This window comes from Actinosynnema pretiosum (genome assembly GCF_002354875.1).
GTDB lineage: Bacteria > Actinomycetota > Actinomycetes > Mycobacteriales > Pseudonocardiaceae > Actinosynnema > Actinosynnema auranticum.
On the sequence record NZ_CP023445.1, the window covers coordinates 8,101,806 to 8,116,228 of the forward strand.

At 73.0% G+C, this 14,423-nt stretch carries 11 protein-coding genes; 7 read left to right on the plus strand and 4 right to left on the minus strand.

From position 1 onward, the window contains the following. Positions 1 to 5: 5 nt before the first annotated feature. Positions 6 to 752 carry a TetR/AcrR family transcriptional regulator gene (locus tag CNX65_RS34935; protein ID WP_096497508.1) on the plus strand — a complete coding sequence of 249 codons (747 nt, stop codon included), beginning with the start codon at positions 6 to 8 and terminating at the stop codon, positions 750 to 752. A 62-nt stretch (positions 753 to 814) separates the two neighbouring features. On the opposite strand, the gene leuS is transcribed toward CNX65_RS34935, so the two are convergent. Further along, complete coding sequence (gene leuS, locus CNX65_RS34940) at positions 815 to 3,616, minus strand: leucine--tRNA ligase (protein WP_096497509.1); 2,802 nt, start codon at positions 3,614 to 3,616, stop codon at positions 815 to 817. A gap of 302 nt (positions 3,617 to 3,918) precedes the next feature. Between leuS and CNX65_RS34945 the strand changes: the two genes are divergently transcribed. Next, a complete protein-coding gene (locus CNX65_RS34945) occupies positions 3,919 to 4,323 on the plus strand; it encodes an SdpI family protein (RefSeq protein WP_232520109.1) in 405 nt (134 codons plus the stop codon). Between the two features lie 22 nt (positions 4,324 to 4,345). Here CNX65_RS34945 and CNX65_RS34950 read toward each other — a convergent pair whose 3' ends face one another. Beyond that, positions 4,346 to 4,927, minus strand: a complete 582-nt coding sequence (locus CNX65_RS34950) for a YqgE/AlgH family protein (protein ID WP_015805744.1) — start codon at positions 4,925 to 4,927, stop codon at positions 4,346 to 4,348. Positions 4,928 to 5,027: 100 nt separating this feature from the next. On the opposite strand from CNX65_RS34950, the gene CNX65_RS34955 reads away from it, so the two are divergent. Next, positions 5,028 to 6,347, plus strand: a complete 1,320-nt coding sequence (locus tag CNX65_RS34955; protein ID WP_096497511.1) for an MFS transporter — start codon at positions 5,028 to 5,030, stop codon at positions 6,345 to 6,347. Here the strand turns inward: CNX65_RS34955 and CNX65_RS34960 are convergent. Beyond that, on the minus strand, positions 6,330 to 6,596 hold the full coding sequence (locus CNX65_RS34960; RefSeq protein WP_096497512.1) for a response regulator transcription factor: 267 nt from the start codon (positions 6,594 to 6,596) through the stop codon (positions 6,330 to 6,332). The genes CNX65_RS34955 and CNX65_RS34960 overlap by 18 nt on opposite strands. A gap of 155 nt (positions 6,597 to 6,751) precedes the next feature. Continuing rightward, entirely contained in the window at positions 6,752 to 8,302 is a 1,551-nt protein-coding gene (locus CNX65_RS34965) for a CCA tRNA nucleotidyltransferase (protein ID WP_309142036.1), read from the minus strand. A gap of 93 nt (positions 8,303 to 8,395) precedes the next feature. On the opposite strand from CNX65_RS34965, the gene CNX65_RS34970 reads away from it, so the two are divergent. The 4 genes from CNX65_RS34970 to CNX65_RS34985 are packed head-to-tail and all read left to right on the plus strand — an operon-like array spanning position 8,396 to position 14,388. Continuing rightward, a complete protein-coding gene (locus tag CNX65_RS34970) occupies positions 8,396 to 8,920 on the plus strand; it encodes an NUDIX hydrolase (protein ID WP_015805747.1) in 525 nt (174 codons plus the stop codon). Then, a complete protein-coding gene (locus CNX65_RS34975; protein WP_096497514.1) occupies positions 8,917 to 11,211 on the plus strand; it encodes a DUF6049 family protein in 2,295 nt (764 codons plus the stop codon). Before CNX65_RS34970 ends, CNX65_RS34975 begins: the two co-directional genes overlap by 4 nt. Further along, positions 11,208 to 12,842, plus strand: a complete 1,635-nt coding sequence (murJ, locus tag CNX65_RS34980) for a murein biosynthesis integral membrane protein MurJ (protein ID WP_232520110.1) — start codon at positions 11,208 to 11,210, stop codon at positions 12,840 to 12,842. The genes CNX65_RS34975 and murJ overlap by 4 nt, the downstream gene beginning before the upstream one ends. A gap of 37 nt (positions 12,843 to 12,879) precedes the next feature. Next, entirely contained in the window at positions 12,880 to 14,388 is a 1,509-nt protein-coding gene (locus tag CNX65_RS34985; RefSeq protein ID WP_096497516.1) for a protein kinase family protein, read from the plus strand. Positions 14,389 to 14,423: the final 35 nt, after the last annotated feature.

Here is a 14,423-nt window from a genome sequence, read left to right on the forward strand (position 1 = left end):
GACACATGAGCGAAGCCACTCGCCGAGAACGGCTACGCGCGGAGACCGAACGCGACATCCTCACCCAGGCTCGCGCGCTTCTGACCGAGAAGGGCCGCGATTCGGTAACTCTCCGTGCCATCGCACGTGAACTGGGGATCACCGCGCCCGCGCTGTACCGCTACTACGACTCGCGCGAGGCGCTGCTCGCCCGGCTGTGCGAGGTCGTCTGCGAGGACCTGGAGAACACGCTCGGCGCCCTGCTCGCGGAGGTGCCGGACACCGCGCCGGTCGACCAGCAGGTGTACCTGGTGTGCCGGGGCTTCCGCAGGTGGGCGCTCGACCACCCGCAGGAGTTCTCGCTGGTGTTCGCCTCGACGGACGGCGATTACGCGGCGGGCCGGGAGGGCGCGGCCCCGGAGGAGCAGGTGCGGGACCGGTTCGGCCGGGTGTTCCTGGAGATCGCGGCCAGGCTGGTGGCCAGCCACCCGTTCCCCGACGAGGTGCCCGCGGGCGTGTCCGACCTGCTGCACGAGGACCTCGCGGTGTACCAGCAGGTGCTGATCAACCAGATCGAAGCGCGCGGCGCGCGCGTGGACGAGCGGACCCTCGACCAGGCGGCGATCTTCCACATCCTCCAGGCGTGGGTGCGGATCTACGGGCACGTGGCGCTGGAGGTGTTCGGGCGGTTCCCGTTCGCGGTGACCAACCCGGAGGAGATGTACGACCAGATGCTCGCCCAGCTCCTCGGCGAGCTGGGGCTCCGGGGCTGACCGACCCCGCGAACAGCGGTGGCGGGGACCCGCGGGCCCCGCCACCGGTGCTCAGCCGCGCGTCACAGCACGATGTTGACCAACCTGCCCGGCACCACGATGACCTTCCTCGGCTCGCCGGTCAGCAGCGCCGCCACCGCCGGGTCGCCCAGCGCGGCGGCCTTGACCTCGTCCGGCGAGGCGGACGCCGACACCGTCACCCGCGCCTTGACCTTGCCGCCCACCTGCACCGGGTACAGGACGGTGTCCTCCACCAGGTAGCGCTCCTCGGCCACCGGGAACGGCCCGTGCGCCAGCGAGTCGCCGCCGCCCAGCCGCTCCCACAGCTCCTCCGCCACGTGCGGCGCCAGCGGGGCCAGCAGCTGCACGACCGGACCGGCCAGCGCCCTCGGCGCGCCCGCCGGGTAGTGCTTGGTGATGTGGTTGTTCAGCTCGATCAGCTTCGCGACCGCCGTGTTGTAGCGCAGGTTCGCGTAGTCGTCGTGCACGCCCGCGATGGTCTTGTGCAGCAGCCGCAGCGCGTCCTCGGACGGCTCGACGTCGGCCACCCGCAGCTCGCCGCTGTCCTCGTCGACCAGGTTGCGCCACAGCCGCTGCAGGAACCGCTGCGCGCCCACGACGTCCTTGGTCGCCCACGGCCGGGACACGTCCATCGGGCCCATCGACATCTCGTACACCCGGAACGTGTCGGCGCCGTAGTTGGCGCACATCTCGTCCGGCGTGACGACGTTCTTCAGGCTCTTGCCCATCTTCCCGTACTCGCGGGAGACCTCGGCGCCGTCGTGGAAGAACTTGCCGTCCTTCTCCACGACCTCCTCGGCGGCCACGTACGCGCCGCGCGCGTCGGTGTACGCGTACGCCTCGATGTAGCCCTGGTTGAACAGCCTGCGGTACGGCTCGTCGCCGGACACGTGGCCCAGGTCGAACAGCACCTTCTGCCAGAACCGCGAGTACAGCAGGTGCAGCACCGCGTGCTCGACGCCGCCGATGTACAGGTCGACGCCGCCGGGGTCGTTCGCGCCGTGCTCGGCGGGGCGCGGGCCCAGCCAGTACCGCTCGTTCTCGGCGTCCACGAACCGGCCGGGCTCGGTCGGGTCGACGTAGCGCAGCTGGTACCAGCAGGAACCCGCCCAGTTGGGCATGGTGTTGGTCTCGCGGCGGTACCGCTTGGGCCCGTCGCCCAGGTCCAGCTCGACCTCGACCCACTCCTGCGCGCGGGTCAGCGGCGGGGACGGCTCGGAGTTCGCGTCGTCCGCGTCGAAGGTGCGCGGCGAGTAGTCGTCCACCTCGGGCAGCACGACCGGCAGGTGCGACTCGGGCAGCGCGACCGGAGTGCCGTCCTCGTCGTAGACGATCGGGAAGGGCTCGCCCCAGTACCGCTGCCGGGAGAACAGCCAGTCGCGCAGCTTGTACTGCACGGTGCCCTCGCCCGCGCCGCGCTCCTCCAGCCAGGCGATGATCGCCTTCTTGGCCTCGGCGACGTCCATGCCGTCCAGGAAGCCGGAGTTGATCGCCGGGCCGACACCGGTGAACGCCTCGCCCTCGAAGCCCTCGGCAGGCTGGACGGTGCGGATGATCGGCAGGTCGAACGCCTTGGCGAAGTCCCAGTCGCGCTGGTCCTGGCCGGGCACCGCCATGATCGCGCCGGTGCCGTAGCCCATCAGCACGTAGTCGGCGACGTAGACGGGCAGCTCGGCGCCGTTGACCGGGTTGACCGCGACCGCGCCGGTGGCGACGCCGGTCTTCTCCTTGCTCTCCTGCCGGTCCAGCTCGGACTTGCGGGCCACCTCGGCGCGGTAGGCGGCGATCGCGCCCGCCTGCGCGGGGGAGGCGATCGCGTCGACCAGCGGGTGCTCGGGGGCCAGCACGACGTAGGTGGCGCCGAACAGGGTGTCGGGGCGGGTCGTGAAGACCTCGATCCGCTCCTCGGTTCCGACCGCGCCCTCGCCCGCCCGCACCTCGAACCGGACCCGCGCGCCGTGGGAGCGGCCGATCCAGTTGCGCTGCATGGACTTGACCTTCTCCGGCCAGTCCAGCCGGTCCAGGTCGTCGACCAGGCGGTCAGAGTAGGCGGTGATCCGCATCATCCACTGGCGCAGGTTGCGGCGGAACACCGGGAAGTTGCCGCGCTCGCTGCGGCCGTCGGAGGTGACCTCCTCGTTGGCCAGCACCGTGCCCAGGCCGGGGCACCAGTTCACCGGGGCCTCGGACAGGTAGGCCAGGCGGTGCTCGCCCAGGACCTTCTGCTGCTCGGCCACCGACAGCTCGGCCCACGGGCGGCCGTCCGGGGTGGCGCGCTCGCCGGACGCGAACCGCTCGACCAGCTCGGCGATCGGCCTGGCCTTCTTGACGTCCGCGTCGAACCAGGAGTTGTAGATCTGCAGGAAGATCCACTGGGTCCAGCGGTAGTAGTCCGGGTCGATCGTGGAGATGCGGCGGCGCTCGTCGTGGCCCAGGCCCAGCCTGCGGATCTGGCGCAGGTAGGTCTCGATGTTGGCCTTGGTGGTCTCGCGCGGGTGCTGGCCGGTGCGCACCGCGTACTGCTCGGCGGGCAGGCCGAACGCGTCGAAGCCCATCGTGTGCAGCACGTTCCGGCCGGTCATCCGGTGGTACCGCGCGTACACGTCCGTGCCGATGAAGCCCAGCGGGTGGCCGACGTGCAGGCCCGCGCCGGACGGGTACGGGAACATGTCCTGCACGAACAGCTTGTCGGCGGGGACCTCGCCCTTGAGCTGACCGGACGGGTTCGGCGCGTGGAAGGTGCCGCGCTCCTCCCAGCGCCGCTGCCACCGCTGCTCGATCTCGTTCGCCAGCGCCGCCGTGTAGCGGTAGGCGGGCGTGTCAGCCGCCGGTTCCGTGCTCATCGGAGTTCCCTCTCCCTATCCCTGCCCCTGACATGACGAAACCCCCCAGCCGATGACAGGCATGAGGGGTTGCCGCGCTGGACCAGGAGTCGACCGGTCAGCGCGGCTTGCTAAGGAGCAGGCGCGCCGTGCTCATGGCTCAACGGTAGCAGCGCCGCGCAACTTCGTAGCGTTGGGTGACCGGATCGCCGCTGATCAACGCGGTGGGTGGCGACGGCTGTGATCAGTGCGATACCACGTCCGGTGGTGACGAGCACGGGGCGGCGCTGTGGACCGCGTGCGGCGCGCCTACCCTCGTCTGCGTGAACATCGTCCTGTTCGTGGTGCTGCTCCTGGTCGGCCTGCCGCTCGGTGCGGCTGGGGTCCTGGGCCTGCGCGGCACCCTGCCCCGCAACCGCTTCCTGGGAGTGCGCTCGAAGGCGTCGCTGCGCGACGACGAGACGTTCGCCCTCGCCAACCGGGTGGCAGGCGTGCCGAACCTGGTCGCCGCCGCCGTCGCCGTGCTGGCCGGGATCGCCGCGCTGCTCGCCCCGGAGACCGCGCTGGTCGTCGGCCTGGTCGGGCTGGTCGGCGCGATCGGCATCGGCGCGGCCGGTGGCGTGCTCGGCCACCGCGCGGCCGAGGCCGTCCCGGAGCCCGAGCCCGCGGCGGGGTGCGGCGGCTGCGCCTGCGCCGGCGGCGGTTGCAGCGTCCTGACCAGGGCCTGAGCGCCCTCTCCCGGCGGTCCGCTCAGTTGCGGCGGACGTCCTCGGGGTAGGTGGCGAGCAGCGCCGTCGGCATCCCCTGGCGGCGCAGCACCCGACCCCACAGGTCGACGCCCGGCGGCGACAGCACGTCGTCGGGCAGACCGGGCACCACGATCCAGTCCTCCCGCTCCACCTCGCCCTCCAGCTGCCCCTCGCCCCAGCCCGCGTACCCGGCGAACACCCGCAGGCCTCGCACGCGGGGGAGCAGCGACTCGGGCTCCGAGTCCAGGTCGACCAGCGCGACCGGCCCGTGCACGCCGACCACACCGTCCAGCGAGCGGTGGTCCTCGCCGGGGCGCAGCGCCGCCAGGCAGAGCGCGGTCTTCTGCTCGACCGGGCCGCCGATGAACACCGCCTGCGGGCGCGACACGTGCGGCCCCCAGGCGGGCAGGACGTCGTGCACGGCCACTTCGGAGGGCCGGTTCAGCACGACCCCCAGTGAGCCCTCGCCGCGGTGGTCGATGACGTAGACGACCGTACGGCGGAAGTTCGAGTCGTTCAGGGTCGGCGCCGCGACCAGCAGCGACCCCGGTTCGACCTCGGCATCAGCACCCACGGGCCCCATGATCCCAGAACCGCCCGCGCGGTGAGGCGGCGCGAGAGCCGCGGGCGCGGGGCGGACCGCTCACCCGTCGCCGACCGCGGACCCGTCCTACCCTCGGTCCGTGACCAGCGCCGACGCGGGGGTGCGCCACCTCGGGGTCCGCGGGCTCCTCGCCGCCCCCGGCTTCCGCAGGCTCCTCGCCACCCGCCTCGCCGCCCAGTGGGGTGACGGCCTGTTCCAGGCGGGCCTCGCCGGGGCGGTGCTGTTCAACCCCGAGCGGGAGGCCGAACCGGGGGCCGTCGCGGCCGGGTTCGCCGTCCTGCTGCTGCCGTACTCGCTGCTCGGGCCGTTCGCGGGCGCGCTGCTCGACCGGTGGGACCGGCGGCGGGTGCTGGTGGTCGCCGCGCTGCTGCGGGCGCTGTCCGTGCTGCTGACCGCCTCGGCCGTGGGCGCGGGGCTGGGCGGCGTCCCGCTCTGCGCGGCGGCGCTGCTGGTCACCGGGGTCAGCCGGTTCACCGGGTCGGGGCTGTCCGCTTCGCTGCCGCACGTGGTCCCGCGCGCGCACCTGGTCGAGGCGAACGCGGTCGCCACCACGGCGGGCTCGGTGACCGCCGTCGTGGGCGCGGCCACGGCCGTGCTGCTGCGCGGGGCGCTCGGCGCGGGCGACGGCGGCTCGGCCTGGACCACCGCGTGCGCGGCGGCGGGCTCGCTGCTGGCCGCCGCGCTGGCCGCCGGGTTCGCGCGGGACGCGCTCGGCCCGGACCGGGGCGCGGGCGCCGTCCCCGGCGCCACCCGCGCGCTCACCGCCGTCGCGCACGGCCTCCTGGACGGGGGCAGGGCCGTGCTGCGGACCCCCGCGGTGCGGTCGGCGCTGGCCGCGCTGGTGGCGCACCGGATGGCGTTCGGGATGTCGCTGGTGGTCACGCTGCTGCTGATGCGCAACTCGTTCACCGACCAGGGCCCGTTCCGCGCGGGACTGGCCGGGCTCGGCCAGGTCGCCGCCTGCGGCGGCGCGGGCGTGCTGCTGGCGGGCCTGGTCACCGACCGGCTCGTGGGCGCGCTCGGCCGCGTGCGGGTCGTGCCGGGCGCGCTCGGGCTCGCCGCCCTCACCCAGCTCGGGCTCGGGCTGCCGATGCGGCTGCCCGCCGTGCTAGCGGCGGCGTTCCTGCTGACCTTCGCGGGCCAGGTGGTGAAGCTCTGCGCGGACGCGGCGGTGCAGGCCGAGATCGGCGACGAGGTGCGCGGGCGGGTGTTCGCGCTCTACGACACCCTCTTCAACGTCACGCAGGTCGTCGCCGTGTCGGTGGCCGCCGCGCTGGTGGCCCACGACGGCCGCTCGCCCGGCCTGGTGCTGGCCGCCGCGCTGGTCCACCCGATCGGCGCGCTCGGCCACCTGCTGCTCGCCCGGCCGGGCGGCGGCGGCTCAGCGGGGCGCCGGTAGGGGCATCCGGATCATCCCCGCCTCGTGGGCGAAGACGACGGCGGAGATCCGGTCGCGCAGGTTGAGCCTGCGCAGGATCTCCGCCACCTCCCCGCCGACCTGCCTGCTGGTCAGCCGGAGCACCCCGGCGATCTCGTGGTCGGCCAACCCCCTGGCCAGGCAGCGCAGCACGGCCCGCTGCCGCTCGTCGAGCAGTTCGAGGTCCGGCAACCGGGTGCCGCGAGCGGCGGACAGTCCCCAGGCGTTCACACGTCATCACCCCCTGTGCGCGTCGGGCGCACACAGGGTCATGCTCTCGCAACCGGCAGTCACTTCGCTAACACTTCGGAGCAAATTGGTCACTCCGGGTGGTCGTCATGATCCGACCGGTTCCTGCCCGCAGCGCCCTGACCAGGGCTTTGCCGCTATTCGACCTCGGGAGCGCCCGCAGAGTCAGCCCCTTCGGGCAACCCCTCGGCCGCCGCCCCGCCGGACGCCCCGGCTGCTCCCCCCGCGGTCCCGGAGCCCACCGACCCGACGCCCTCGGCGCGCGCCCAGGCCAGCAGCTCCACCTCGGCCTCGTCGCGGTCCAGCGGACCCCGGTCCAGCCGCAGCTCCTTGAGGAACTTCCACGCCCGCCCGACCTGCGGCCCCGGCGGCAGCCCGAGCAGCCGCATGATCTCGTTGCCGTCCAGGTCCGGCCGCACCCGGCGCAGGTCCTCCTCGGCGGCCAGCCGGTCGATCCGCTCCTCAAGGCCGTCGTACGTGCGCTGGAGGGCGTTCGCCTTGCGCTTGTTGCGCGTGGTGCAGTCGGCCCGCACGAGCTTGTGCAGCCTGCTCAGCAGCGGACCCGCGTCGGTGGCGTAGCGGCGCACCGCCGAGTCGGTCCACTCCCCGTTGCCGTACCCGTGGAACCGCAGGTGGAGGTACACCAGCTGGGCGACCTCCTCCACGACCTCCTTGGAGTACCGCAGCGCCCGCAAGCGCTTGCGCACCATCTTCGCGCCCAGCACCTCGTGGTGGTGGAACGAGACGCCGCCGCCGGACTCGAACCGCCGCGTCCCCGGCTTGCCGATGTCGTGCAGCAGCGCCGCGAGCCGCAGCACCAGGTCGGGGGAGTTGTCCTCGTCCTCCAGGTCGATCGCCTGCTGGAGCACGACCAGCGAGTGGTCGAACACGTCCTTGTGCTGGTGGTGCTCGTCGATCTCCAGCCGCATCGCGGGCAGCTCGGGCAGCACCACGGCCGCGAGCCCGGTGGACTCGAACAGCTCGACGCCGCGCCTCGGGTGCGCGCCGCACAGCAGCTTCGACAGCTCCTGCTGCACCCGCTCCGGCGTGATCCGCTCCAGCTCGCCCGCCATGGCGGTCATCGCCTCGACCACCCGGTCGGCGGGCGTGAACCCGATCTGCGACACGAACCGGGCCGCGCGCAGCATCCGCAGCGGGTCGTCGCCGAACGACTGCTGCGGCGTCGCGGGCGTGTCCAGCACCATCGCGGCGAGCGCCTCGCGACCGCCGGTCGGGTCGACCAGCTCGCGGGCCACCACGTCGAACGCCATCGCGTTGACCGTGAAGTCGCGCCGGACCAGGTCCCCCTCGACGGTGTCGCCGAAGGTCACCTCGGGGTTGCGGGTCACCCCGTCGTAGGAGTCCGCGCGGAAGGTCGTGATCTCGACGGTCCGGCCGTGCTTGGTCGCGCCGACCGTGCCGAACGCGATGCCGGTGTCCCACAGCGCGTCCGCCCAGCCGGACAGCAGCCGCTGGATCTGCTCCGGTCGCGCGTCGGTGGTGAAGTCCAGGTCGAAGTCACCCCCGGACAGCCGCCCGAGCAGCGCGTCGCGCACGCTCCCGCCGACGAGGTACAGCCGGTGCCCCGCCTCGGCGAAGCGGGCGGCGAGCTCATCGGCCACGGGGAGGTCGCTGAGCAGCTCCACGAGGGCATCGTCCCGCGAGGTGGGCGCGTTCGAACCAGACACGAGGAGGCAGCGTATCTGCCCTGGCAAAGCGGTTACCCCCGGCGATGATCGGGAGACGGCCCGTGGCGACGCCCCCGCACTACCATCAGGGCCATGTCCCAGTCGTCCGGCGGCACCGGCGGACCGGCCCCGAGGCGCAGGCCCCGGCGGCGCGGTCGGCGGTTGAAGTCGGTGGACGAGACGTCCGCGGGAGGGCTCGTGGTGGACGTCACCCGAGGCCGCGCGGCCGTCATCGGGCGGTTGGACCGGCGCGGCAGGCTCCTGTGGTCGCTGCCGAAGGGGCACATAGAGCCTGGTGAGACCCCGGAGCGGACCGCGGTGCGAGAGGTCCGGGAGGAAACCGGTATTCATAGCAGGGTAATGCGGCGGCTCGGCTCGATCGACTACTGGTTCGCAGCCGAGGACCGCAGGGTCCACAAGACCGTCCACCACTTCCTCCTCGAAGCGCTGGGCGGCGACCTTTCCGACGAAGACGTGGAGGTCACCGAGGTGGCGTGGGTGCCCCTTGGCGAACTGGACGAACGGCTCGCCTACGCGGACGAGCGGCGCCTGGTGCGCCGCGCCGCCGAACTGCTCGCCGAGTTCGGCGTTGACCTGGATGGAGCGGAGTCGGCGTGAAACGGCTGCTGTCCGTGCTGGCCGCGGTGTCGACGCTGCTCGTCGCGGGTGCGACCACCGCGCCCGCGGCGAGCGCCGACTCCCCGGAGGCGGAAGCCCGCAGCACCATCGGAGAACCACCACCCGCGACCCAGGTCTGGGCGACGCGGGCGGTGTCGAAGCAAGGTCCGCAGCCGCAGACCTTCCTCAGGCTCGACGTAGAGCAGCTCAGCCCGCGCGTGGTGATGGCGGGCAGCAGCGACTCGGTCACGATCAGCGGCAAGGTCACCAACGTGGGTGACCGCCTGCTGCGCGACATCGACCTGAGGCTGGAGCGCGGCAACGCGCTGACCAAGGAGGAGGAGGTTCGCACGGCGCTGCGCGAGGGCGCGGACTCCGAGGTCGAGCAGCCGCTGTTCACCAAGATCGCCGACAAGCTGGAGCGCGGCGAGAGCAAGGACTTCACCCTGACCGTGCCGCTGCACGGCAACGACCCCAAGTCGCTGCGGGTGGACGAGCCCGGCATCTACCCGGTGCTGGCCAACATCAACGGAACCCCGGACTTCGGCGGGCGGGCGCGGCTGGCCGCGCTCAGCACGCTGCTGCCGGTCCTGACCGTCCCCGGCGGTTCGACGCAGAACGCGCCGGGCGGCGGCTCGAAGCTGACGCTGCTGTGGCCGCTGGCCGACCGGCCCCGCCTGGTCGAGCAGCTCCCCGGTGACCGGTCGGTGCTGACCGACGACGAGCTCGCGGCCTCGCTGGCGCGCGGCGGCAGGCTGTACGGCCTGCTGGAGGGCTACAAGACGGCGCTGGACGGCGAGCTGACCGGGTCGGTCTGCCTGGCCGTCGACCCCGACCTGCTGCGCACCGTCAAGATCATGTCCCAGGGCTACCAGGTGCGCGGCCTCGGCGCGGGCAAGGGCGCCGACGACGCCAAGCTGTGGCTGGACCAGCTGCGCAGGCAGGTGAGCGGCAAGTGCGTGGTCGCGCTGGCCGACGCGGACGCCGACCTGGTGGCGCTGAACCGCGCCGGGCTCGGCGACCTGGCCTCGAACGCGCTGGCCGAGGGCGCCCAGGTGGTCGGCGACGTGCTGGAGTCCCAGAAGCCGCTGCAGGGCGTGGTGTGGCCCGAGGACGGCGTCCTCGACCAGGCCACCCTCGACCGGCTGACCGGCCAGGGCGTCACCGGCCTCGTGCTGGAGCAGCCCGCCGTCGCGGGCACGACGGGCACCGGCCCGGTGACCGTCGGCGGGGACAAGAAGGCCTCGGCCGTCCGCGTCGACACCATGGTGTCCGACGCGCTGGTCGGCTCGGCCAGCCCGATCGCGGGCGCCACCACGGCCAGCACCGAGCAGGCCGTGTCGGTGCAGAACGCGCTCGCGGCGCTGGCGTTCCGCACCGGGTTCCAGGGCAACGACCAGAACGTCGTGGTCGCCCCGCCCCGGCGGTGGAACGCCCCCGAGGGCGAGATCTCGATGTTCCTGCAGACGATGAAGTCGCTGGTGGCGGGCGGCTACGCCAAGCCCGCGGGCCTGGAGTCGCTGCTGGACGCCACGCCCGGCGGGCAGAGCGCGGCGCTGAGCTACCCGGTCGAGGCGGGCGCCACCGAGGTGTCCCCGGCGGTGACCACCGAGCTGGCTCGGGCGTGGCGCGGCGTGCAGGACATCGCGTCCTCGATGAGCCAGCAGGACGCCGAGGCCGCCAAGCCCGAGGACCTGGTGGCCCCGCTGCGGCTGGCGCTGCTGCGCGCGGCCTCCGGGGCGTGGCGCGGCGACGAGGCCGCGGCCCGGCGCGCGCTGACCATCGGCCTCGACCGCATCGACGGCCTGGAGTCCCAGGTCACGGTGGCGGAGCCGGCCAGCCCGATCCTGCTCGGCTCGGACAACAGCCCGCTGCCGGTGAACATCTCCAACAAGCTGGACGTGCGCATCACGGTGCGGGTCGTCGTCGAGGACGTCCCCGGCGTCAGCGTGACGCAGATGCCGGACCTGGTGCTGCCCGCGCGCGGCGCGCGCCAGGTCATGGTGCCGCTGGAGGCGCTGCGGTTCGGCAAGTTCAGCGTGCACGTGCGGCTGACCACGCCGAACGGCGTCGAGCTGGGCGACCGCGCCCGGCTGGAGGTGTCCTCCAACTCCTACGGGACCATCACCATCGTCATCACGGGCGCGGCGGCGGCGCTGCTCGTCCTGCTGTCCGGGCGCCGGATCTACCGGCGGGTGCGGGCGTCGCGGGCGGCGGCCGCGCGGGTGGCGACCGAGACCAAGCACGAGGACCAGATGCCGGCCACGCCGGAGAAGTCGAGCGCGAGTTGAGCGGACCCACCACAGCACGAGAGCAGTCCAAGCAAGGGCCGTCGCTGGCGCAGGCCAGCGGCTCGATGGCCATCGCCACGATCGTCAGCCGCGCCTCCGGCCTGCTGTCCAAGCTGATGCTCATCACGATCATCGGCTCGGGCGCGCTGAACGACTCGTACCAGGCGGCGACCACGCTGCCCACGATGATCAACGAGCTGCTGCTCGGCGGCGTGCTCACCAGCGTGGCCATCCCGATGCTGGTGCGCGCCGAGAAGGAGGACCCCGACGGCGGGGAGTCCTACGCGCAGTGGCTGGTCACCATGGCGGTGACGCTGCTCGGCATCGGCACGATCATCGCGATCGCCTGCGCCCCGCTGCTGACGGCGCTGTTCGTCGGCGACGCGGACCAGGCCAAGCCCGAGCTGGTCACCGCCTTCGCCTACCTGGTGCTGCCGGGCATCGTGTTCTACGGCCTGTCGGCGCTGCTGGGCGCGATCCTGAACACCAAGAACGTGTTCGGCCTGCCCACCTGGGCCCCGGTGCTGAACAACGTCGTGGTGATCGTGACCCTGGCGGTCTACGCGCTGGTCCCCGGCGAGATCACGCTGGACCCGGTGCGGATGGGCGAGCCGAAGCTGCTGATCCTCGGCCTGGGCACGATGCTCGGCGTCGCGGTGCAGGCGTCGGTGATGGTGCCCGCGATGAAGCGGACCGGGTTCAGGTTCCGCTGGCGGTGGGGCTGGGACCGCAGGCTCGCCGAGTTCGGCGGGCTGGCGTTCTGGGTGCTGCTGTACGTGGGCCTGGGCTTCGTCAGCATGGTCGTGCTGACCCGCGTCGCCATGAACGGCACGGGCGCGCTGACCGCGTACAACTACCAGTGGTTGGTCGCGCAGGTGCCGTACGGCGTGCTGGGCGTGTCGCTGCTGACCGCGCTGATGCCCAAGATGAGCCGGGCTGCGGCCGAGAACGACACCCAGTCCCTGGTCGGCGACCTGTCGCTGGGCAACCGGATGTCGACGATCATGCTGATGCCGTTCAGCGCGCTGATGACGGTCGCGGGTGTGGCGATCGGCGTCGCGGTGTTCTCCCACGGCGCGTCCGGCCTGGAGGGCGGCGAGCGGATGGGCACCGCGCTGGCGCTGTCCGCGTTCGGCCTGGTGCCGTACGCGATCACGCTGCTCCAGCTGCGGGTGTTCTACGCGCTCAAGGACGCGCGGACGCCGACGATCATCCAGGGGATCATCGTGGTGGTCCGGATCGGGCTGCTGTACGCGTTCCTGGCGATCTCGCCCCCGGACAAGCTGGCGGCGGGCGTGTCCATCGCGATGTCGCTGAGCTTCGTGGTCGGCTGCCTGGTCGGCCAGCTGTGGCTGCGGGTGCGCCTGGGCAGGCTGCGCACCGGGTACACCGTGTGGACGGTGTGCCTGTCCGTGGTGGCGTCGGCGATCGGGTTCGGCGTGGCGACGGGTCTCGCGTGGGGCCTGGTGTCGGTGCTGGGGCTGGAGAGCCCGGTGCCGACGGCCGCGTGCGAGCTGGTCGTCCAGACCGTCGTCGGGCTCCCGCTGAGCTTCGGGCTGATGGCGCTGTTCCGGGTGCCCGAGGTCAAGCCCGCGCTCGACAAGGTGATCCGCCTGGTGCGTCGCCGGTGAACGCGGAGCGACGTCCACTTCCCGTACGCTCGGCAGCGTGAGCGGCGGTCAGGCCCACAGCACCCCGTTGGTTCCCGGCGGGGTCATCGGCGACGGCAGGTACCGGCTGCTGGCGCTGTGCGGGCGGGACAACCGGTGCGACGCGCAGCTCTGGCACGCGCGCGACGGTCAGCTGGGGCGCGACGTGGCCCTCACCGTGCTGGTCGGGATCCACACCGACCACGCGGCGGCCACGCGGGCGAAGCGGACCGCCGAGCGGGCCATGCACGCGTCCAGCTTCACCCACCCCGGTGTCGCTCGGGTGATGGAGGTGCTCACGCCGGGCAACGGCGTGAAGTTCACCGAGGGCATCCTCGCGATCATCGTCGCCGACTGGACCCAGGGCACCGACCTGGTGGAGCTGCTGGCGGGCGGGTCGCTGGGCGCGGGCGCGACGACCACGCTGGTCGAGCACCTGGCGGCGGCCGTCGAGGGCGCGCACCACGCGGGCCTCGTGCTCGGCGTGGACCACCCGCAGCGCGTCCGGGTCACCCCGGAGGGCAGGCTGCGGCTGGCGTTCCCCGGTCCGAGGCCGGACGCGATCGCGCGCGACGACGTCCGGGGCCTCGGCGCCCTGCTGTACCTGCTGCTGACCGCGAGGTGGCCGCTGCCGGGCGCCCCCGAGGGCTACCGGGCGGCGCAGACCGGTCAGGACGGCTCGCCGGTCGCGCCGAGCTCGCTGAACCCGCAGCTGCCGCACGAGCTGTCGTCGGTGGCCGTGCGGAGCCTCCAGGACACGCCGGGCGGCATCCGGACCAGCGCGGCGATCCTGCAGGTGCTGGACCAGATCTCCCGGTCCGAGGCGCAGACGGCGATGATCGAGCCGGTCGGCGGCGGCAAGGACGACGGGGTCGTGTGGACGACCCAGCGGCCCGTCGCCGGGCGGGAGCACAACCGGAAGCTGATGATCAGCGTCGGCGTGCTGGCGCTGCTGACGCTCGCGGTCATCGGGTGGCTGGGCTTCCAGATCGTCAGCTTCTTCAGCACGGACACGTCCAAGGGCAGCGGGCCGACCGTGGTGGTCGGCCAGTCGTCCCAGCCGGGGCAGCCCGACGCCCCGGTGCCCGCCGAGCCGGTGCAGCCCGCGGCGGTGGGCGTGTACGACGTGACGAACGAGCCGGACAACCCGAACCGGGCCAACCGGGCCGTGGACAACAACCCGACCACGGTGTGGCAGACCGAGGAGTACGCGCAGCCGTTCCCGGCGGTGAAGCCCGGCATCGGGCTGATGGCCTCGTTCGCGGAGCCGCTGCGGATGGCGTCGGTGTCGGTGACGTCGCCGAGCGCGGGCACGGTCGTGGAGATCCGGACGGCGCCGTCCAACGACGCGCCGCTGGAGCAGACCAGGGTGATCGCCCAGGCGACGCTGTCGGCCGGGCAGACGCAGTTGCAGCTGGGCGAGCACGAGGCCTCGCAGCACCTGCTGGTGTGGGTGACGAAGCTGGCCGAGAACGACAAGGGCAGCCAGTCCGAGATCGCCGAGGTGGTGTACGTGCGGGCTCAGTAGGACGCCCGCCCGCTCTTCCCGGACGGCGGGTCCCC

Coding starts and splice junctions, on each gene's coding strand:
- CNX65_RS34935 (WP_096497508.1), top strand. CDS start 6: ATGAGCGAAGCCACTCGCCGAGAACGGCTACGCGCGGAGACCGAACGC.
- leuS (WP_096497509.1), bottom strand. CDS start 3,616: ATGAGCACGGAACCGGCGGCTGACACGCCCGCCTACCGCTACACGGCG.
- CNX65_RS34950 (WP_015805744.1), bottom strand. CDS start 4,927: ATGGGGCCCGTGGGTGCTGATGCCGAGGTCGAACCGGGGTCGCTGCTG.
- CNX65_RS34970 (WP_015805747.1), top strand. CDS start 8,396: ATGTCCCAGTCGTCCGGCGGCACCGGCGGACCGGCCCCGAGGCGCAGG.